The 19,432-nt window shown below is 70.4% G+C and carries 17 protein-coding genes; 7 read left to right on the top strand and 10 right to left on the bottom strand.

Going from position 1 to position 19,432, the window contains the following annotated elements; genetic code table 11:
- Nucleotides 1–40: 40 nt before the first annotated feature.
- Entirely contained in the window at nucleotides 41–1,084 is a 1,044-nt protein-coding gene (locus tag BM396_RS15000; RefSeq protein ID WP_043355216.1) for an Hsp33 family molecular chaperone, read from the top strand.
- 169 nt (nucleotides 1,085–1,253) lie between these two features.
- Entirely contained in the window at nucleotides 1,254–2,516 is a 1,263-nt protein-coding gene (locus BM396_RS14995) for a hypothetical protein (RefSeq protein ID WP_043384182.1), read from the top strand.
- 220 nt (nucleotides 2,517–2,736) lie between these two features.
- On the opposite strand, the gene speG is transcribed toward BM396_RS14995, so the two are convergent.
- The 3 genes from speG to apaG are packed head-to-tail and all read right to left on the bottom strand — an operon-like array spanning nucleotide 2,737 to nucleotide 4,899.
- Complete coding sequence (speG, locus tag BM396_RS14990; protein WP_024830042.1) at nucleotides 2,737–3,288, bottom strand: spermidine N1-acetyltransferase; 552 nt, start codon at nucleotides 3,286–3,288, stop codon at nucleotides 2,737–2,739.
- Nucleotides 3,289–3,302: 14 nt separating this feature from the next.
- Nucleotides 3,303–4,472: an acetylornithine deacetylase gene (argE, locus tag BM396_RS14985; protein ID WP_043384180.1), complete on the bottom strand. Its 1,170-nt coding sequence runs from the start codon at nucleotides 4,470–4,472 to the stop codon at nucleotides 3,303–3,305.
- Between the two features lie 34 nt (nucleotides 4,473–4,506).
- On the bottom strand, nucleotides 4,507–4,899 hold the full coding sequence (apaG, locus tag BM396_RS14980) for a Co2+/Mg2+ efflux protein ApaG (protein ID WP_043355208.1): 393 nt from the start codon (nucleotides 4,897–4,899) through the stop codon (nucleotides 4,507–4,509).
- Nucleotides 4,900–5,174: 275 nt separating this feature from the next.
- Between apaG and BM396_RS14975 the strand changes: the two genes are divergently transcribed.
- Nucleotides 5,175–6,299 carry a 2'-deoxycytidine 5'-triphosphate deaminase gene (locus BM396_RS14975; protein WP_043355214.1) on the top strand — a complete coding sequence of 375 codons (1,125 nt, stop codon included), beginning with the start codon at nucleotides 5,175–5,177 and terminating at the stop codon, nucleotides 6,297–6,299.
- Nucleotides 6,300–6,334: 35 nt separating this feature from the next.
- Entirely contained in the window at nucleotides 6,335–6,796 is a 462-nt protein-coding gene (locus BM396_RS14970; RefSeq protein WP_043384177.1) for an Lrp/AsnC family transcriptional regulator, read from the top strand.
- Between the two features lie 22 nt (nucleotides 6,797–6,818).
- Here the strand turns inward: BM396_RS14970 and BM396_RS14965 are convergent, their stop codons facing one another.
- From BM396_RS14965 to BM396_RS14935, 7 genes are all read right to left on the bottom strand, one after another.
- Nucleotides 6,819–7,340 (bottom strand): cysteine dioxygenase, encoded by a 522-nt coding sequence (locus BM396_RS14965; RefSeq protein WP_043384173.1) that lies wholly within the window; start codon nucleotides 7,338–7,340, stop codon nucleotides 6,819–6,821.
- A 322-nt stretch (nucleotides 7,341–7,662) separates the two neighbouring features.
- Nucleotides 7,663–8,388, bottom strand: coding sequence for a 6-phosphogluconolactonase (pgl, locus tag BM396_RS14960; protein ID WP_043384171.1), 726 nt, complete (start codon nucleotides 8,386–8,388; stop codon nucleotides 7,663–7,665).
- A gap of 65 nt (nucleotides 8,389–8,453) precedes the next feature.
- Nucleotides 8,454–9,431 (bottom strand): phosphogluconate dehydrogenase (NAD(+)-dependent, decarboxylating), encoded by a 978-nt coding sequence (gene gnd, locus BM396_RS14955; protein WP_043384168.1) that lies wholly within the window; start codon nucleotides 9,429–9,431, stop codon nucleotides 8,454–8,456.
- Between the two features lie 111 nt (nucleotides 9,432–9,542).
- The gene (locus BM396_RS14950; protein WP_043384165.1) at nucleotides 9,543–12,389 is read right to left on the bottom strand and encodes a bifunctional transaldolase/phosoglucose isomerase; all 2,847 of its coding nucleotides are present in this window, start codon (nucleotides 12,387–12,389) and stop codon (nucleotides 9,543–9,545) included.
- Between the two features lie 234 nt (nucleotides 12,390–12,623).
- The gene (gene tkt / locus BM396_RS14945; protein WP_043385020.1) at nucleotides 12,624–14,699 is read right to left on the bottom strand and encodes a transketolase; all 2,076 of its coding nucleotides are present in this window, start codon (nucleotides 14,697–14,699) and stop codon (nucleotides 12,624–12,626) included.
- Entirely contained in the window at nucleotides 14,696–16,585 is a 1,890-nt protein-coding gene (locus tag BM396_RS14940; RefSeq protein WP_043385017.1) for a glycoside hydrolase family 15 protein, read from the bottom strand. Before BM396_RS14940 ends, tkt begins: the two co-directional genes overlap by 4 nt.
- 107 nt (nucleotides 16,586–16,692) lie before the next feature.
- Nucleotides 16,693–17,289 (bottom strand): hypothetical protein, encoded by a 597-nt coding sequence (locus BM396_RS14935; RefSeq protein WP_043385014.1) that lies wholly within the window; start codon nucleotides 17,287–17,289, stop codon nucleotides 16,693–16,695.
- 222 nt (nucleotides 17,290–17,511) lie between these two features.
- Here BM396_RS14935 and BM396_RS14930 point away from each other — a divergent pair, with 222 nt between their 5' ends.
- The 3 genes from BM396_RS14930 to BM396_RS32790 all read left to right on the top strand — a co-directional run bounded on the left by BM396_RS14930 (nucleotide 17,512) and on the right by BM396_RS32790 (nucleotide 19,404).
- Nucleotides 17,512–18,099, top strand: a complete 588-nt coding sequence (locus BM396_RS14930; protein WP_043353887.1) for an ANTAR domain-containing response regulator — start codon at nucleotides 17,512–17,514, stop codon at nucleotides 18,097–18,099.
- Complete coding sequence (locus BM396_RS14925; RefSeq protein ID WP_043385011.1) at nucleotides 18,096–19,097, top strand: CmpA/NrtA family ABC transporter substrate-binding protein; 1,002 nt, start codon at nucleotides 18,096–18,098, stop codon at nucleotides 19,095–19,097. Before BM396_RS14930 ends, BM396_RS14925 begins: the two co-directional genes overlap by 4 nt.
- A gap of 130 nt (nucleotides 19,098–19,227) precedes the next feature.
- Nucleotides 19,228–19,404 carry a hypothetical protein gene (locus BM396_RS32790; protein ID WP_158498452.1) on the top strand — a complete coding sequence of 59 codons (177 nt, stop codon included), beginning with the start codon at nucleotides 19,228–19,230 and terminating at the stop codon, nucleotides 19,402–19,404.
- Nucleotides 19,405–19,432 lie beyond the last annotated feature (28 nt).

Here is a 19,432-nt window from a genome sequence, read left to right as displayed (position 1 = left end):
TCGCCGGCACGACATGCCGGACGCATCGATCGGAGAGGGCATGACCTCAGGAACCCAGTCGCATTCCCCGTCTCATTCCCCGTCGCAGCCCGAGAATGCCGGCAACGGCCAGGCAGGGGCGGACGATGCCGTGCTGCCCTTCGCCGTCGAGGCGCTGGACGTGCGCGGACGCGTCGTGCGGCTCGGTCCCGCCGTGGATACGATCCTGCGCCGCCACGGCTATCCGGACCCGGTGGCACGCCTCCTCGGCGAGGCGGCGGCGCTGACGGTGCTGCTCGGCTCCTCCCTCAAGTTCGAGGGCCGGTTCCAGCTCCAGACCAAGACCGACGGTCCGGTCGCGATGATCGTGGTCGATTTCGAGGCCCCGGACCGGCTGCGCGCCACCGCGCGGTTCGACCCGGCACGCGTGGCCGCCCTCGGCACCGGCCCGCTCGCGGATTCCGACCTGATCGGCACCGGCCATCTGGCCATGACCATCGACCAGGGCACGGCCGCCAGCCGCTACCAGGGCGTCGTGGCCCTTGAGGGCCAGAGCCTGGAGGAGGCCGCGTATCAGTACTTCCGGCAGTCGGAACAGATCCCCACACAGGTGCGCCTCGCCGTGGCCGAGGCCGTGGAGGAGGGGGCCGGACGCTGGCGGGCCGGCGGGCTGCTCGTGCAGTTCCTGCCTCAGTCGGTGGACCGGGCGCGCCTCGCCGATCTGCCGCCGGGCGACATCCCGGAGGGGCACAGGCATCTCTCGGGCGAGGCACCGGAGGACGATGCCTGGGTCGAGGCCCGCTCGCTGGTCGCCACGATCGAGGATCACGAACTCGTCGATCCGCATGTCTCCAGCGAGCGGCTGCTCTACAGGCTGTTTCACCAGCGCGGGGTGCGGGTGTTCGACCGCCAGCCGGTCCGGGAGACCTGCCGCTGCTCGCGTGAGCGCGTGATGGGCATGATCCGCTCGTTCTCCCCGCAGGAGCGCCACGACATGGTGGCCGATGACGGACGCATCGTCATCACCTGCGAGTTCTGCTCCCGGCGCTACGATCTCGATCCCCAGGAGGTCGAGGCGGAGGTTGCCGGACAGCCGACCCAGTAGAGCGCCGATCGGCGCAAGCACGGGTCCGCAGACCCGTGCTTATGGCCAAGCTTTTCCGCGCGAAACGCACGAAGATCGGTATTCGTTGCGTGAATTTTTGGATCCTCCAGTCTGAACCGTTTCGCGACCTTCGACGTTGCGTGGCAGATTCAACATTGGAGGTTTCGCCATGCGGAAGATGTCGATTGGTTTGGCTGCGCTGCTGATCAGCACCTCGGCCTATGCCCAGCAGGGTGGCGCCGAGATGGGCGGGCGTGGCGGTCAGGGGGCTGCCGAGTCCAGCATGAAGGCCGGCGGCGGCGAGCGCGGCGGGATGCAGGGTAGCGCGCAGGGTGGCGCGCAAGGCGACATGAAGGCCGGCCGCCAGGCGGGCTCCGAGCGCGGGGCCGCCGAGACGGGCCGGTCCGCGCAGGGCCGTGAGGCCGGCGGCGAGGGTCGCATGGCCCAGGACAAGGATCGGGCCGGTGCCGAGCGTGGCGGTCGGGATGGCGACCGCGCCGAGCGGAATGAGCGCGGCGATCGCACCGGCGACCGCGTCGAGCGCGGCGACCGGCACGGTGATCGACATGGCGACCGTCATGGTGAGCGGCGTGGCGACCGTGCTGATTTCCGCGGTCGGACGGATGTGAGCCGTACCGATGTCCGGTCCGAGCGCTTCGAAGGCGGCTTCCGCCGTGAGGGGCGCTACGTGTTCATCGGTGGCCGCCGCGTCGTGTACGGCTCCCCCGAGTATCGGCGCCTGATCGTCACCGAGAACCGTGGCCCGCGCGTCCGCTATGTCGTCATTCGCGGCCAGCGCGTCCTCTACGGTTCGCCCGAGTACCGTCGTCTCGTCAGCATCCGCGAGACCGGACCCCGCGCGCGCTACGTCGTCGTCCGCGGCCAGCGCGTCCTCTACGGTTCGCCCGAGTACCGTCGCCTCGTCTCGGTCCAGGAGGATCGCTTCGTGACGATCCGCGGTCAGCGGGTGCGCTACGGCTCCGCGGAATATCGCCGTCTCAGCGGCGGCGGCGCGGTCAGCGCGAGCTTCCGCTCCGAGCAGCGGGCCGGCGCGCGCTTCGACAACCGCGGCGGCCGGGACGGCATCCGCGACGTCTCTCGGACCGAGGGTCGCAACGACAACCGGACGGACCGCAACGACCGCGGCCAGGATCGCGGCATGGATCGGGCCGCCGGTCGGGACGGCAAGATGGACGGCCAGACGGGCGGCAAGACGGACGGCATGCGCAACAGCGACATGCGCGGCGGCCAGCAGGACGGCATCCGCAACGCGTCGGATCGCGGCGGCCAGGCGGGCGGCATGAAGTCCGGCGCCGAAGGCGGCCGGATGGGCGGCGCCGAGCGTGGCGGCATGAACGGCGGCAAGGCCGGCATGGACGGCGCGCAGGGTGCGGGCCGGTCGGGCGGTCAGGCGGGTGCCGGCCGCAACTGACGCGACCGATCAGGGGGAGGAGCCGTGGCGCTCCTCCCCCCTTCTGTCTCGGTCGACGGCCTCGCGCCCCGTCTCAGGACGCGGAGCGAGGCCGGTCGGTGAACATCCGCCGTCCGGCCTCGCAAGCCCGGACGTGCGGGATGGCCTCGGCGACAATGTTCGACGGCGTCGCGGTTCATGCGAGGGGCTGCCTCGCCCCCGGCCCTCCGGCCGAACGGTCTCACGCCTTCAGGACGGGCTCCGCGATGTCGCCGCCACCGCCGCGGGCCCTGAGATATTCGGGCTGGAACAGGCACATCCGCACGGCGTCGCGGTAGCGCCCGTTCACGAAGAACTCGTCCTTGAGCACGCCCTCAGGATGGAAGCCGCAGCGCTCGTAGATCCGCACGGCCCGGGCATTGTCCCGATCGACGTGCAGGTAGAGCTTGTGGATGTTGAGCACGCTAAAGGCGTAATCCATGGCGATCCGGGTTGCCTGCCACGCGTAGCCGCGCCCCTGGAAGCTCGGATGGATCGCGATCTGGAACTCGCAGCGCCGGTGCAGGTGGTTGATCTCGACCAGCTCGATCAGTCCGGCCGGTTCTCCGCTCGGATCGGCGACGATGAAACGGCGCTCGGTCTGATTGTGGATGTTGCGCTCGTAGAGCTGCTGGAGTTCGGCGAAGGACTCGTAGGCCTCCTCGAACCAGTAGCGCATGATGCTGTCGTTGTTGTTGAGCTGGTGGACGAAACGCAGGTCCTCCCGCTCCAGCGGTCGCAGCTTGATGGTGATTCCGCTCATCGCGTTCATGACGCACACGCCTCGATCAGGTTGCGCAGGAACCGCTCACCCTGGCCGAGGGCGTCGAGGGTGATGAACTCGTCGGGCTGGTGCGCCTGGGCGATGTCGCCGGGGCCGCAGACCACCGTCGGGAGGCCCGCCGCCTGGAACCGTCCGGCCTCGGTGGCGTAGGGGACGGCGACCGTATGGTTGCGTCCGGCGAGACGCAGGCAGAGCCGCTCGGCCTCCGAGCCCGGCTCGGGGGCCAAGCCCGGGATGTCCACCTCCTCGAGGGTCTCGATCCGCCCATACGCGCCGTAGCGGTTCAGGCGCTCGCGGGTGACCCGATCGACCTCCTGGGCGAAGAGGCGCGGAATCTCGGCCGGGTCGAGATCCGGGAGGCCGCGATACTCCCAGAGGAAGCGGCACTCCTTGGCCAGGATGTTCCGGGCGGTCCCGCCTTGGATCGTCCCCACATGGACCGTGGTCGAGGCCGGGTCGAACCGCCCGGACGGGTCGCCGCGCTCGATCATCAGATCGGCGATCCGGTTGAGGCCGGCCACGAGATCGCAGGCGGCCGAGACGGCGTTCGCCCCGAGGGCGGGACGGGCCGAATGGGCCTCATGGCCGTGAACCGTGGTGAGGCAGGTGACGATGCTCTTGTGGGCGTCCGCCACCTCCATGCCGGTGGGCTCGCCGACGATCACCGCGGCGGGCCGCGGCAGGTCGGCGCCGAACCGCGCGATCCCGTCCATGGATCCGAGACAGGTCGTCTCCTCATCGTAGGAGAGCAGGATGTGGATCGGCCGCTTCAGGCCGGCGGCGAGCATGTCGGGCACCAGGGCCAGGGCCAGCGCGTCGAAACCCTTCATGTCGACCGCGCCCCGTCCGTAGGCCCGGCCGTCGGCAAGGCGCAGCGTGAACGGGTCGCTGGTCCAGGCCTGCCCCGTCACCGGCACCACGTCGGTATGTCCGGACAGGACGACGCCGCCATCGACCATCGGCCCGATCGTGGCGAGGACGGCCGCCTTGTCGCCCCCAGGGTTCGGCAGATGCAGATACGGGACGTTCCAGCCGCCCAGATAATCGCAGACGGCCTCGATCAGCGGGAGGTTGGACTTGTCGCTCTCCGTGTCGAAGGACACGAGGCGGGCGAGCATGTCGAGCGGGCTGAGCCGCTCGCCGGTCGCGGACATGGATTCCTCCGGGGCGAGGCCCCGGGCCGGGACCTCAGTGCAGGCTGCGGCGGACGTGCGGGCTGTCGAGGGAGAAGGCGGGGATCTCGGCCTCGAAGCTCTCGCCGGCCACCGTCGCCATGGTGTAGCTGCCGGCCATCAACCCGTCGGGCGTGTTGAGGGGACAGCCGCTGGTGTAGCAGAAGGACTCGCCCGGCTCCAGCACGGGCTGCTTCCCGACCACGCCGGTGCCGCGCACCTCCTGGCAGGCGCCGTGGCCGTCGATGATGCGCCAATGCCGCGAGCGCAGCTGAACCTGCTCGCTGCCGTTGTTCACGATCTCGACCGTGTAGGCGAAGAAGTAACGGCTCTCATTCGGCGAGGATTCCTCCTCGACGAAGCGAGATTGCACGGTCACACTAATTCCCCGCGTCTCGGCCTTGTACATCGCCCTATTTGGCCCTTCTTCGGACTGTGCGATTCGCAGAAGCCGAAAGGAACGCGCTTCCTGGCCGGTCGTAGTAGGCGGCGGAATCGCCGTCAATTGCGGCGGACTACCTCGCGTCGTCCCGATCCCGGCCGCGGGCCGGGCGCCGCGACCGGCCGGGTCGCGGCGCCGACATGACGCGGCCCTCGGAAGCGGTTAAGCCCGCGTTAGCGGGTCCCGGCCGACAACGCTCTCCGACGCGGACCTGCCGGGCGCGCGAAGGAGTCATGGGCGCGATGAACGCGGGCGCAGCCACGGGAGCCGCCGATTCGGGCGCGGATGGCCGGTCCGGCATTCTGCCGGCCCAGGCGATCGCCGCCCTGGCCAGGGCGGGCGGGATCCGCGCCGCGACGCCCTTCGCGCCCGACCAGATCCAGCCCGCGAGCCTCGACCTGCGCCTGGGCGCCAAGGCCTACCGGGTGCGGACGAGCTTCCTGCCGGGCTCCGGCCGGACGGTCCAGGCCTGCGTCGACCGGCTGTCGCTGCACGCCGTCGACCTGCGACCGGGTGCCGTCCTGGAGACGGGCTGCGTCTACATCGCCGAGTTGCAGGAGAGCCTCGCCTTGCCGGGCGACCTCGCGGCGGCGGCCAACCCCAAAAGTTCGACCGGGCGCATCGACGTCTTCACCCGAGTCATCACCGACCGGGGCGAGGCCTTCGATCAGGTGGAGCCCGGCTATGACGGGCCGCTCTACGCGGAGATCTCGCCGCGCACCTTCCCGGTCCTCGTGCGGACCGGCTCGCGCCTGTCGCAGATCCGCTTCCGCCGCGGGGCGCCACGGCTGACCGAGGCCGAGCTCGGCCTGCTCCATGCCCGCTCGGCGCTGGTCGACGTGGGCAGTCCGTCCCTTCAGGGCGGTGTGGCGGTCTCGGTGGACCTATCCGGCTTCGACGGCCTCGTCGGCTATCGGGCGAAGCGCCATACCGGCCTCGTGGACGTGGACGCCCCCGGCCGTCATCGCGCCGCGGATTTCTGGGAGCCCCTGGCGGCCGACGGATCGGGCAGCCTGATCCTCGATCCCGGGCAATTCTACATCCTGGCCTCCAAGGAAGCGGTCCAGGTCCCGCCGGACCACGCCGCCGAGATGGTGCCGTTCGATCCGCTGGTGGGCGAGTTCCGGGTCCACTACGCCGGCTTCTTCGATCCGGGCTTCGGCTATGCCGGAGCCGGCGGGGAGGGGGCGCGGGCCGTCCTGGAAGTCCGCTCCCGCGACGTGCCGTTCCTGCTGGAGGACGGGCAGATCGTCGGCCGCCTCGTCTACGAGCGCATGCTCGACCTCCCGGAGACGCTCTACGGGGCGGGGGCGGGGTCGAACTACCAGGCCCAGGGCCTCAAGCTCTCGAAGCACTTCGCGTTGTAATCCGGCCCGGAGCCGTCGACGGGAGCATCGTTCGCATGGACGCGGTGGACCGGAAGATCCTGGACCTCCTCCAGCAGGACGCGACCCTCCCGGTGGCCGAACTCGCCGAGCAGGTCGGGATCAGCGCAGCCCCCTGCTGGCGCCGGGTGAAGAAGCTGGAGGCCTCCGGCGTGATCCGGCGCCGGGTCGCCCTGGTGGATCGCCGCAAGGTCAACGTCCCCACCACGGTGTTCGTGGCCGTGAAGGCGCCCCGTCACGCCGCCGACTGGTCCGACGCGTTCCGGCGGGTCGTCGCCGGCTTCCCGGAGATCGTCGAGGCGTGGCGCCTGACCGGCGAGATCGACTACCTTTTGCGGATCGTGGTGCCGGACATCGAGGCCTACGACGCGGTCTACCAGCGCCTCATCGCCAAGCTCGACTTCTCGAACCTGTCCTCCTCCATCGCCATGGAGGAGATGAAGTACACGACCGCGGTCCCGACGATCTACGTGACGTGACGCGGTCGCTCCGCGGCGCGACTCAGCCCGCCGCGACCGCGTAGGTCCGGTGGATCGACGAATCCTGCGCCCGGTGGTCGTAGCCGTAGACGTGGATCGAGACGGCCGCGTCCGGCCCGTCATTGGCGATCCGGTGCAGGTTCGGTCCCGACGGCATCATGCAGGCGACGAAGCCGGGCTCGCGGACGACGTCCTGCGTCGCCACCGCGTGGGTCTCGCTGATCGGGCGGTACCACGTTTCCCGCAGCCGGCCGCGCAGCAGGCCGAAACAGCACGAGCAGTGATGGTCGTGGACCGGCGTCACCGCGCCCGGCGCCCACACCATCGCCCAGACGCTGATCGCCTTGGTGCCGAACAGCAGATTGCGGCTCAGGCCCGGACCGCGGCCGACCAGCCGCGACGGGTCGAGGAGATCCGGCTCGTTCAGGATGCGGACCAGCGTGGCCCGGGCCGTGGCCAGATAGGCCTCCGGCGAGCGGCCCGCGGAACGGGCGAGGCTCGCCATCATCGCCTCAACTTCGGTCGAGATGGTCGTCTGCGGCATCGGCGGGTCTCCTTCGGCGCCCTTCACGCGGCGCCCTTCACGAGGCTGCGCGAAGCGTACCGCAGGCCTGACGGCGCGGGGTTGCGTTCTTAACCGCGATGTCGCCCGAGCGAGCAATGGGATTGCGCCACGCGGCGATCGGACGAAATCCCGTTGCGCGCCCTCCGCTATCCCGGCGAAGCCGATGCCGTCGTGACGGAATCGGGCGTGCCGTCGGCGAACGTCCGGCCGTCCCGACGCCATAGCTGTCCGGGGATCGGTTCCTGCCGGGAAAAGGCGGCGGATGAGCCCGCGATGCCGCCGGCGAGAACCACCGAGGGTGTCAGCCGGCCGCGGCCTCGTCGAGCAGCCACGCCACGGCGCCCGTGCTGGTCACACGGCCGGCAGGCAGGCTCTCGCCCGCGGCGAGCCGGGCGAGGGGCGCCCGCTTGCCGGCGCCGGTGACCAGAAACAGCACGTGCCGCGAGGAGGCGAGCGCCGGCAGCGTCAGGCTGATCCGCGGGACGAACGGCTCCAGGCCGGCCTCGGGCACGGGGACGACGAGCCGCCGGGCCTCGTCGGCGGCAGGCGTGCCGGGAAACAGCGAGGCGGTGTGCCCGTCCTCGCCGAGGCCGAGCAGAACGAGATCGAACAGCGGCCGCGCCGGATCGAGGCGCTCGGCGCCGTAGAAGTCGAGAAGCGTCCGCTCATAGGCGCGGGCGCCCGCGTCCGCGCCTGCGTCGGACGGGATGAAGTGGAGGTGCGTCGGCGGGATCGGGGCACCGTGCCCGAACGCCTCCCGGACCATCCGGACATTGCTGCGCGGGTCGTCCCACGGCACCGCGCGATCATCCCCGAAGAACCAGTGGATTCGCGCCCAGGGAAGCCGGGTCGCGTAGTCCGGCCCCGAGAGCAGGCCGTACAGCACCTTGGGCGTCGAACCGCCCGAGAGGCAGATCGCGATCCGCTCGGACCGGCTCTCGCCGCAGGCCTCGATGAGCCGCTCGGCCGCCGCGCGGGCGACCGCCTCCGGATCCTTCAGGATGTGGCTTCCGACGGGAAGGCTCATGGGTGACGGCCCTGCGGCTTCGGGGGTCGGACGGGTCGGTCTGCGGGCGGCCCGAGGCGTCCGGCTCAGCCCTTCGGCTCCTGGTGGCCGCCGAAGCCCTTGCGCATCGCCGAGAGCAGCTTGTCGGCGTAGCTCGCGTGCTCCCGGGAGCGGAAGCGGCGGTAGAGGGCGGCGGAGAGCACCGTCGCCGGGACGCCTTCCTCGACGGCGGCGTTGATGGTCCAGCGGCCCTCGCCCGAATCCTCCACGTAGCCGGAGAAGTCGGTGAGCTGCTCGTCGCCCGCCAGCGCCTGGGCGGTCAGGTCGAGGAGCCACGACGAGACGACGCTGCCGCGCCGCCAGACCTCGGCGATGTCGCCCATGTTCAGGTCGAAGCGGCGCTCGGCCGGCAGCTCCTGGGCATTGGCGTGGCGGAGGATGTCGAAACCCTCGGCATAGGCCTGCATCAGCCCGTACTCGATGCCGTTATGGACCATCTTGACGAAGTGGCCGGCACCGGTCGGCCCGGCATGGATGTAGCCCTGCTCGGCGCGCGGGTCGCGCCCCTCGCGGTTCGGCGTCTTGGGGATGTCGCCGACGCCCGGCGCCAGGGTCTTGAAGATCGGGTCGAGGCGGTCGACGGTCTCCGTGTCGCCGCCGATCATCATGCAGTAGCCGCGCTCCAGGCCCCAGACGCCGCCCGAGGTGCCGACATCCACGTAGTGCAGGCCCTTCTCCTTCAGAGCGAGCCCACGGCGGACATCGTCACCATAGAAGGAATTGCCGCCGTCGATGACGCAGTCGCCCGCCTGCATCAGGCCCGACAGCGTCTGGACCGCCTGCTCGGTGATCGCGCCGGCCGGCAACATCACCCAGGCCGCGCGCGGCACCTCCAGCTTGGAGACCAGATCCTCCAGGCTCGATGCGCCGACCGCGCCGGCCTCCACCAGCGCCGCGACGGCCTCCGGGTTCTGGTCGAACACCACGGCCGTGTGTCCGTCGCGCAGGAGACGCCGGACGATGTTGCCGCCCATCCGGCCGAGGCCGATCATGCCGAGTTGCATTGCCGTCATCTCCTCGGGGGTTTTCCTCCCCCGTGCGGGGAGGGGTCAGGGGTGGGGGTGGTGCAGACGGGACCGCTGAGCCTCATCGGGAATCGCCCCCACCTCCGGCGCCTACGCCACGGCAGCCTTGAGGGCCGCCGCGATGCGCTTCAGCCCGGCCTCGAGGTCGCCCTTGATGTGGACCCGCAGCGCCCGCCGGCCCCGCTCGGCCAGCACGGCGAAATCACCCCGCGCCTGCGCGGCCACGACGGTGGCGAAGCCGAGGGAGCGGCCCGGGATCGGCAGGTCCTGCGACGGATCCGCGGTGATCTGCAGGAACACGCCGGTATCCGGGCCGCCCTTGTAGGCCTGACCGGTGGAGTGCAGGAACCGGGGCCCGAACTCCAGGCAGGTCGCCACCTTGCGGGTGTCGCGCACGGCGATCCGCGCCTCCTGGAGGATACCGGCGGCCTCGGCGTTGCGCGGCACGTAGGCGAGCAGCCCGAGGTAATCGCCGTCCTTCAGCCGGGCGATCTGCGCCTTGAGCGCAGGCTCCAGGCCGTCGGTCGCCTGCTTCAACCCGTCCGCGTTCTGCGGGTCGGCGTAGAGGGCGATCGCATCATCCGAGAAGAGCGGCGTCTCCGCGGGGAGGGCGCCGCTCGCCTCGGCTTCGGCGAACAGCTTCTTGGTCTCGACCTTGCTGGCCTCGACGTCGGGCTGGTCGAACGGGTTGATGCCGATCACCGCGCCGGCCACGGCGGTGGCCATCTCCAGCCGGTAGAATTCCTGCGGCAGCTGCTCGACCGAATCGAGGGTGATGCGGGCGATCGGGTGGCCGTCCCGCTCCAGCGCCCGCAGGGCCTCGTCCTGCGCCGCCTCGGCGTTGCCGTCGAGGCGGAGATAGATGAAGAATCGGTCGTGCCCGTAGACCGCCGGAACGCCCACCGGCTCGCCGTCCACGGGAACCAAGCCCTTGCCCTGCTTGCCGGTCGATTCCGCGATCAGCTGTTCGGCCCAGGCGCCGAAGCTCGCGATCGCCGGGGAGGCGACGATCGTCACCTTGTCGCGGCCGGCCAGCGCCGCCGCGCCCATGGCGGTCCCGAGCAGCACGCCTGGGTTCTGGGCCGGAGGCACCGCCGGGCCGCAGGAACGGACCATGATGCGCGCCGTCTCCAGAAGCGCCTTGACGTCGAGGCCCATGGCGGCCGCCGGCACGAGGCCGAAGGCCGAGAGCACCGAGTAGCGCCCGCCGATCTGCTTCACGCCGTAGAAGATGCGCTTGAACCCGTCCGCCTTCGCGGCCCGCTCCATGTCGGAGCCGGGGTCGGTGACGGCCACGAAGTGGTCGCCGGCCCGGTCGCCGAGCACGTCCTTGGCGCGGGCCAGGAAGTAGTCGCGGAAGACGTTGGGCTCCAGCGTCGAGCCGGATTTCGACGCGACGATGAACAGCGTCTTCGCCAGATCGATGCTCGCCTCCAGGGCGCGCACCTGATCCGGGTGGGTCGAGTCGAGGATCTGAAGCTTCGGGAAGCCTTCGCGCTGACCGTAGGTCAGGCTCAGAACCTCCGGGCCGAGGCTCGATCCGCCCATGCCCAACACGACGACGTCGGTGAAGCCTTCCGCCTTCACCCAGTCCGAGAAAGCCGCGTAGTCGGCGGCCTTCTCCAGTTCCTCCTCGACGATGTGCAGCCAGCCGAGCCAGTTCGCCTCGTCATGGCCGGACCAGACCGAGGCGTCACCCGCCCAGAGCCGACGGATCGAGCCGCTCGCGCGCCAGGATTCGACGGTCTTCTTGGCCTCGGCCGCGAGGGTGTCGTCCATGACGAGGCTCTGGCCGTCCAGCCGATGCCCCAGGAGCGCGGTGCGCTTGCCCGCCACGGCGCCGAGCAGGTTGTCGGCGGCGTCGATGAAGAGCTGCACGCCCTCCTTCACCAGCTGCTCGGCGACGGCCTCGATGTCGATGCCGGACCGCGCGAGCTTGGCCATCACGGCCTCGGCGCCGGGCACGTCCTCCTCGATCGTCGCCCGCACCACGCCGTGGTCGCGGAACGCGTCCATGGTGGCGGGCGGCATGGTGTTGACGGTGTTCGGCCCGATCAGCTCCTCGACGTAGAGGACGTCCGAATAGGCCTTGTTCTTCGTGCCGGTGGAGGCCCAGAGCAGGCGCTGCGCCTTGGCGCCCTTCTCGGCCAGGGCCGTCCACTTGGACTCCGCGAAGATCCGCTTGTAGCGCTGGTAGGCGAGCTTGGCGTTGGCGATCGCCACCTTCCCCTTCAGCTGCTCCAGGGCGAATTTCTCGTCGGGATCGTTGGCCTCGGCGATCTTCTCGTCGAGGCGCTTGTCGACCAGGACGTCGATGCGGCTGATGAAGAAGCTCGCCACGCTGGCGACCTTCGAGACGTCGTGGCCGGCCTTCGCGCGCTCGTCCAGCCCGTCGATGAAGGCGCGGGCCACGGCCTCGTAGGCCTCCTGCGAGAACAGGAGGGTGACGTTGATCGAGATGCCCTCGCTGGTGAGCTGCCGGATCGCCGGGATACCCTCCGGTGTGGCCGGCACCTTCACCATCAGGTTGTCGCGGGCGACCGCCTTGTGCAGGCGCCGGGCTTCGGCCAGCGTCTCCTCGGTGTCGAGGGCGAGGTAGGGCGAGACCTCCAGGCTGACATAGCCGTCGGCCCCGTCGCTCGCCTCGTAGACCGGGCGGAGCACGTCGGCGGCCGCCTGGATGTCGGCGATGGCGAGACCCTCGTAGAGGTCGATGACGCGGCTGTCCCCGGTCACCTGAACGGCCTTCAGGCTGTCGTCGTACTCGTCCGAGTGCCCGATCGCCTTCTCGAAGATCGACGGGTTGGAGGTGACGCCGCGCAGGCCGTCGCGCTCGACGAGCTGCTTCAGTTCGCCTTTCTGGATGAAGCCGCGGGCCACGAAGTCGAGCCAGACCGCCTGATCCTGTTCGTCGTGCAGGGCCTTGAGCGCGTTCATGTCGGTTCCTCGTCTCGCGTGCCGCTACTTGCCGGGCGCTCTCCCTCACCCCTCTGCGGGGGAGGGTGGCCCTCGCGTCAGCGAGGGTCGGGAGAGGGGGACCCGGGCTCAGGGAAGGTCGCGGCCTTCATATAAGGACGGCACCATCCTGTGCACCGTCGCTCCCCTCTCCCGACCCCCTTCGGGGCCTCCCTCCCCCCGCAGAGGGGGGAGGGAGGCGTCGCGCATCAGCTGTTACCGCTTATGCTTGGCCATCTGCGCCTTCGCGGCCTCCAGGACCTTGTCGGGGGTGAAGCCGAATTTGGTCTGGAGATCCTTGATCGGCGCCGAGGCGCCGAAGGTGTGCATGCCGATGATCGCGCCCTCGGAGCCGGCGTAGCGGTCCCAGCCGATGACGCTGCCCTGCTCGACGGCCACCCGTGCCTTGACGGCGGGCGGCAGCACCGAGTCGTGGTAGGCCTGATCCTGCCGCTCGAACAGGTCCCAGGACGGCATCGACACCACCCGGGCCTTCACGCCCTCGGCCTTCAGCGCCTCGTAGGCGCCGACGCAGAGCTGCACCTCGGAACCCGAGCCCAGCAGGATGACGTCGGGCGTGCCGTCGCAATCGGCGAGCACGTAGCCGCCCTTGGCGGTGCCGGAAGCCGCGCCGTACCGGGTCCGGTCGAGGGTCGGCAGCGGCTGGCGGGAGAGCGCGAGCACGGCCGGCTGGTTCCTCAGCGAGAAGATCACCCGGTAGGCCTCGGCCACTTCGTTGGCATCGGCCGGGCGCAGGGTCACGAGGCCCGGGATGCAGCGCAGCGACAGCAGCTGCTCGACGGGCTGGTGGGTCGGCCCGTCCTCGCCCACGCCGATCGAATCGTGCGTGAAGATGTGGAAGACCGGCAGCTCCATCAGGGCGGCGAGACGGATCGGCGGGCGCATGTAGTCGGCGAAGACCAGGAAGGTCGCGCCATAGGCCCGCAGACCCGACAGCCCGAGGCCGTTCACGATCGAGCCCATGGCGTGTTCGCGGACGCCGAAATGCAGGTTGCGGCCGCCCGGCGAGAACGGGCCGAACGAGCCCGCGCCCTCGAAGGTCAGGTTCGACTTGTTGGACGGCGCCAGATCCGCCGAGCCGCCGAGCAGGAACGGCACGTGCTGGGCGATGGCGTTCAGCACCTTGCCGGAGGATTCCCGGGTGGCGAGGCCCTTGGCGTCGGCCTCGAAGACCGGGATGTCCTTGTCCCAGCCGTGCGGCAGCCGGCCTTCCAGGAAGGCGTTCAGGTCCTCGGCGTGGGCGGCATCCGCCGCCTTGGCCTGGCTCAGCAGGCCCTGCCACGCGTCGTAGAGGCCGGCGCCGCGCTTGCCGATCCCATCGCGGAAATTCTCGCGGACGCCGTCCGGGACGAGGAACTGCGCGTCCTCCGGCCAGCCGTAGGCGCGCTTGGCCCCCTTGACCTCGTCTTCGCCCAGCGCGTCCGAGTGGGCCTTGGACGTGCCCTGCTTCTTCGGCGCCCCGTAGCCGATCACCGACTTGACGATGATCAGGGTCGGCCGGTCGTTGGTGGCGAGGAAGGTCTCGATCGAGCCGGCGAGTGCGTGCACGTCGTTGGCGTCCGCAACGCGCAGAACCTGCCAACCATAGGCGAGGAACCGGGTGGCCACCTCCTCGCCGAAGGCCAGCTCGGTGTGGCCCTCGATGGTGATGGTGTTGTCGTCGTAGATCCAGCAGAGGTTCGCGACCCGGAGGTGGCCGGCGAGGGACGCAGCCTCCGAGGCCACGCCCTCCATCAGGTCGCCGTCCGAGCACATCGCGTAGACGTTGTAGTCGAAGAGCGGCAGGTTCGGCCTGTTCAGGTGCTGGCCGAGGAAGCGGCTGCCCATGGCCATGCCGACCGAGTTGGCCACACCCTGGCCGAGCGGGCCGGTGGTGGTCTCGACGCCGGTGGTGAAGTGGTACTCGGGATGGCCCGGGGTCCGGCTGTCCAGCTGGCGGAACTTCTTGATGTCGTCCAGCGACACCGCCGGCGCGTTGCCGCCGTCGCTCTGCGCGACGCCCGCGAGATGCAGCAGCCCGTAGAGCAACATCGAGGCGTGGCCGCAGGACAGCACGAAGCGGTCGCGGTTCGGCCAGTGCGGATGGGCCGGGTCGTAGCGCAGGTAGCGGTTCCACAGGGTGTAGGCGACCGGCGCCAACGCCATGGGCGCGCCGGCATGGCCGGAATTGGCCTTCTGCACCGCGTCGATCGCGAGCGTCCGGATCGTGTTGATGCTGAGCGTATCGATCTCAGCGAGGTCCGCCTTGGCGGGAGTGTCAGCACCGCTCATGATGTCGCGTCTTCCAGTTCGCCTCGCGCGGTCCGTTTCGCGGCTTCGCGCTGCCGTAGGACGGCGGGAGGGGCTCCGTTGGCCTTACCACCCTGCCGATCCGCCGGCCCTTCGCCGCGCGTATAGCTGAGCAGCGTGTTGACGAGCGCGACGTGCGTGAACGCCTGAGGGAAGTTACCCACAAGACGCTTGGCTTGCACGTCGTATTCCTCGCTGACCAGGCCGAGATCGGTGCAGATGCCGATCAGGCGCTCGATCAGCACCCCCGCTTCGTCGCGGCGCCCCAGGCCGATGAGGTTGTCGGCGTACCAGAAGGTGCAGGGCAGGAAAGCCCCCTCGCTGCCCGTCAGGCCGTCGGTTGTCTGGCCCTCGGTCTCGTAGCGGAGGATGAACCCGTCCCGCATCAGCCCCTTGCCGATCGCCTCGACGGTGCCGATCACCCGGGGGTCGTCCTGCGGCAGGAAGCCGGTATGGGCGATGAGCAGCAGGCTCGCGTCCAGCGCCTTCGAGCCATAGGACTGGACGAAGCTGTTGAGCGCGGGGTCGAAGCCCTTGGCGCAGACCTCGGCGTGGATCTCGTCCTTGATGGCGCGCCAGCGCTTGGCATGCTCCTCGGTGGCACCCGATTCGTGCATCTCGTGCATGCGCAGGGCCCGGTCGAACGCCACCCAGGCCATGACCTTGGAATGGGTGAAGTGACGCCGCCCGCCGCGCACCTCCCAGATCCCCTCGTCGGGCTCGCGCCATGCCTGTTCCAGGTGGCCGAGGATCGCGAGGCCGACCCGCAGGCCGTCCTGGCTCACCGGCAATCCGCGGGCATGAGCCTGATAGAGCGCGTCGAACAGCTCGCCGTAGACGTCGATCTGGAACTGGCTGGCGGCGGCGTTGCCGATTCGCACGGGCCTCGAATTCTCGTAGCCCGGCAGCCAGTCGAGCTCGATCTCGGGCAAAAGCCGCTCGCCGCCGATCCCGTAGAGGATGTGCGCCTGCTCGGGATTGCCGGCCACGGCCCGAAGCAGCCAGCCCAGCCAGTCCCGGGCCTCGTCGATATAGCCCGCATCCATCAGGGCGATCAGGGTCAGGGTCGAGTCGCGCAGCCAGCAGAACCGGTAATCCCAGTTGCGGATCCCGCCGAGCCCCTCCGGCAGGGACGCCGTGGGCGCCGCCACGATGCCGCCGGTGGGTTCGTAGATCAGCGCCTTGAGGGTCAGCAGGGAGCGCTGGAGCATCCGGTCCCAGGGGGCGCCGCCCGCGCAGCGGCACGCCCAATCCCGCCAGTGCTGATCCGTGGCTTCGAGAACCTTGCGCGGCTCGATCGGGGGCGGATCGTCCTCGTGGGAGGCCCCGTAGCTCAGGACGAACCGGTGCTGGTCGCCGGCATGGACCGTGAACTCGGCCACGGTGGTCTGCGCCTCCGATCCCTTGAGATGGACGTCGGAGCGCAGCACGACTTTGTGCGGTCCCGAGACGGCGCGCAGGTCGCCCAGCTCGGAGCGCGACACCCAGGGCACGGCCGAGCCGTAATCGAACCGGACCGCCATCTCCATCCGCATGGCGACCCGCCCGTGCACGCCCTCGACGAGGCGCACGAGATGCGATCCGTCGCCGACGGGCATGAAGTCCGTGACCAGGACCTCGCCGAGCCGCGTGGTGTGCCGCGTCTCCAGGACGAGGCTGCCCGGGCGGTAGGACCACCGGGTCTCGACGTGCTCCGCCTCGGGGAAGATCTTCCAGAAGCCGTGCGCCTCGGTGCCCAGCAGGCTGGTGAACAGGGCGGCCGCGTCGAAGCGCGGCCAGCACAACCAATCGACGCTGCCCTGCCGGCTGATCAGCGCGGCGCTGCGGCAATCCCCGACGAGCGCGTAATCCTCGATGCGTGCAGCCATCCGGCCCCGGCTCCGGTCCGCGGACGGAAGCTCGGTCCATCCGCTGCGACGCACCTAGGACGTCCGCCCAGGAGATCCAGAGGTTTGGGGCCGGCCCGCGGATACGGTCAGCGCAGGCAGTCGGCCACCGCCAGGGCCACCGAGCCCTGAACCGACGCCGCACCTTTGCGCACGAAGTCCGCGGCATCGCCGACTGCCCGGGCCGCAGGGACCAGCGTCTCGACCACCGAGGTGGCAAACGGCAGGGCCCGCCCAGGGAGCAGCGCATCCTCGGCCGGTTCGGCGGCTTCCGCGCGTCCGGGCGCCATGGGATCGATCGGGCTGCGGGGCGCCTCGGGGCAGCGCCGTCCCGGGCAGGGACGCCGACCCGCCACCGCCACATGGGACGTCGCCCGCGCCGTCGTCGCCGGACGGACGGGCAGGGCCCCCGTCCGCGAGACCGCAGCGTCCAGAGGGTACAGCTCGGCGAACGCGATCGCGGCCGGCGGCCGGATCGGCGACGCCACCGCGGCGACCGGTGCGAAATCCGTGGGTCCGAGAGCGGGGGATCCGCTCGCCCGGACACCGGGGGGCACCGGATTGGACGACGGGCAGTAGAGCGAGGCCACACCCAGGAGCGCCACGACGGCCAGCGTCGGCAGGAAGGGCATGGACACGCGGCCATTCGCGGCATCCGTCAGGGCGGGCTGATCTGGCCTGCGCATCCGAATCACCGATCTCCCTGACCACCGTGAGGCGAAGAGAATGCGGCCAGCATTGCGGCGGAAGCTGGACCGTTTCTTTGCGCGGCGGTTACCGGCATCGTGCATTGGGATTGCGCGGATGCGTCCGCGGCGGGCCCCGACGCGGGCACGGGCCTTGCTTAGGTCGCGGCGGCCCGAGCCGGGCCGTCCTCCAGAAGAAGACCCGCCCCGTCCCGGGCCAAGATGACCGAATCCAATCTCACCGTCGCCGTGATCGATCCGAGCCGCGCCCGCGCGGCCATTCTGGAGGAGGGCCTGCGCGCCGCCGGAATCGGGCGTGTGGTGGTGATTCCCGATACCGCCGACCTCATGGAACGCGTGGCCGCGCTGAAGCCCGACGTGGTGGTGATCCATCTGGAGAGCCCGAGCCGGGACATCCTGGAGCAGATGTCGGGCGTTTCCCGGCAGGTCGAGCGGCCGGTGGCGATGTTCGTCGACCGCTCGGATTCGACCATGATGCAGGCCGCCGTCGATGCCGGGATCTCCGCCTACGTGGTGGACGGGCTGCGGGCGGAACGGATCAAGTCGATCCTCGACATCGCGATCCTGCGCTTCAACGCCTTCGCGCGCCTCCAGCGCGAGCTGACGGAGGCGCGCAGCGAACTCGCCGACCGCAAGCTGATCGAGCGGGCGAAGGGCATCCTGATGACCATGAAGGGCCTGTCCGAGGACGAGGCGTACAAGCAGCTGCGCCGCAAGGCCATGAACGAGAAGCGCAAGATCGTCGACATCGCCCGGGCGATCGTCACCACCGCGGACCTGCTCGGATGAGGCTCCAGCTCGGCTACGTCCCGCTCTGCGATGCGGCCCCCCTGATCGCGGCCCATGAACTGGGCTTCGCCCGGGCCGAGGGGCTCGACCTCGACCTCACCGCCGAGCCCTCCTGGGCGACCCTGCGCGACCGGCTGGCGCTGGGGCACCTCGACGGCGCGCACATGCTGGCGCCGCTGGCGCTGGCGAGCCGGCTCGCCTTGTCCGGGCCGCCCTCTGACCTGATCGTGCCGCTCCAGCTCAGCACCGACGGCAATGCCCTCACGCTGTCCCGCACCCTCTGGGCGGCGATGGCCCCCGACAGCGAGGCCCTGCCGGATGTCGCCCGCGCCTTCGCGGGCGTCGCGGAGATGCGGCACCGCGCCGGAGACCCGCTCACCCTCGGCACCGTGCATCCCTTCTCGTGCCACAGCTACCAGCTACGGCTGTTCGCCGAAGCCGGGAGCCTCGACCCTACCGCGTTCCGCACGGTCGTGGTTCCCCCGCAACATTGCGTGGAGGCCTTGGCCCGCGGCCTGGTCGACGGATTCTGCGCGGGCGCACCCTGGAACGACGTGGCGGCCGAGGCCGGGCATGGGCGCATCGCCGTCCACGGCAGCGCCCTCGCGCCGAACGCGACCGAGAAGGTCCTGGCCGTCTCCGCACGGCTCGACGGCGCGATCCTGCCACTGGTGCGGGCGGTCGCCCGGGCGGGACGCTGGTGCGCGGATCCGGAGAACCGGACCGAGCTGATCCATCGCCTCGCACGCCGGACCTATCTGAATCTCGATCCGGCGTTGGTCGCGCGGACCTTTTCCGACGGTCCGGACGTCATGGCCGAGACGGGTGCGCGTCTCCGCTTCGGCGCGGCGATCGAGGAGCCGCGCGCGGCGCAGGCCCGCTGGGTGCTGGAGCAGATGCGCGCCGCGCAGCAGATCCCCGGGCCTTTCGACATCCCGGCGGCGATCACGACCGTCTACAGACCCGACCTTTACCGGCGGGCGGTCGCCGACATCTGAGGCCCGCGACACTTCGAGCCATTCGTCATCCACCCGCAACGCCGGCGCGAACAGCCGCGGAACGTCGGGCGGGCTCGCCCGTTGTGCCTACGCCATGCCTGGATGTCGCAAACTCGAAACTGGATCGTTGATGTCGCATCCGCGCGGGCGGGTCGAACTTCGACGCTACGTATGCCGGGGCGGGCGTGTCCCCCGCGCCTGCAACGACAACCGGCGGGCCGGTGCGCGCCACGCTTGGTACTGGGTGCTGGCGGCCGGCGCGATGCCGACCCTGGGCCTCCTGGCGATGCTGTCGCAGCTGCTGTAGCCCCCACATCGATTGGATTGGTGACCGG

This window comes from Methylobacterium sp. UNCCL125 (assembly GCF_900116795.1).
Taxonomy (GTDB): Bacteria; Pseudomonadota; Alphaproteobacteria; order Rhizobiales; family Beijerinckiaceae; genus Methylobacterium; species Methylobacterium fujisawaense.
The sequence above is the reverse complement of the archived record's forward strand: the minus strand, read 5'-3'. Positions and strand labels throughout refer to the sequence as shown.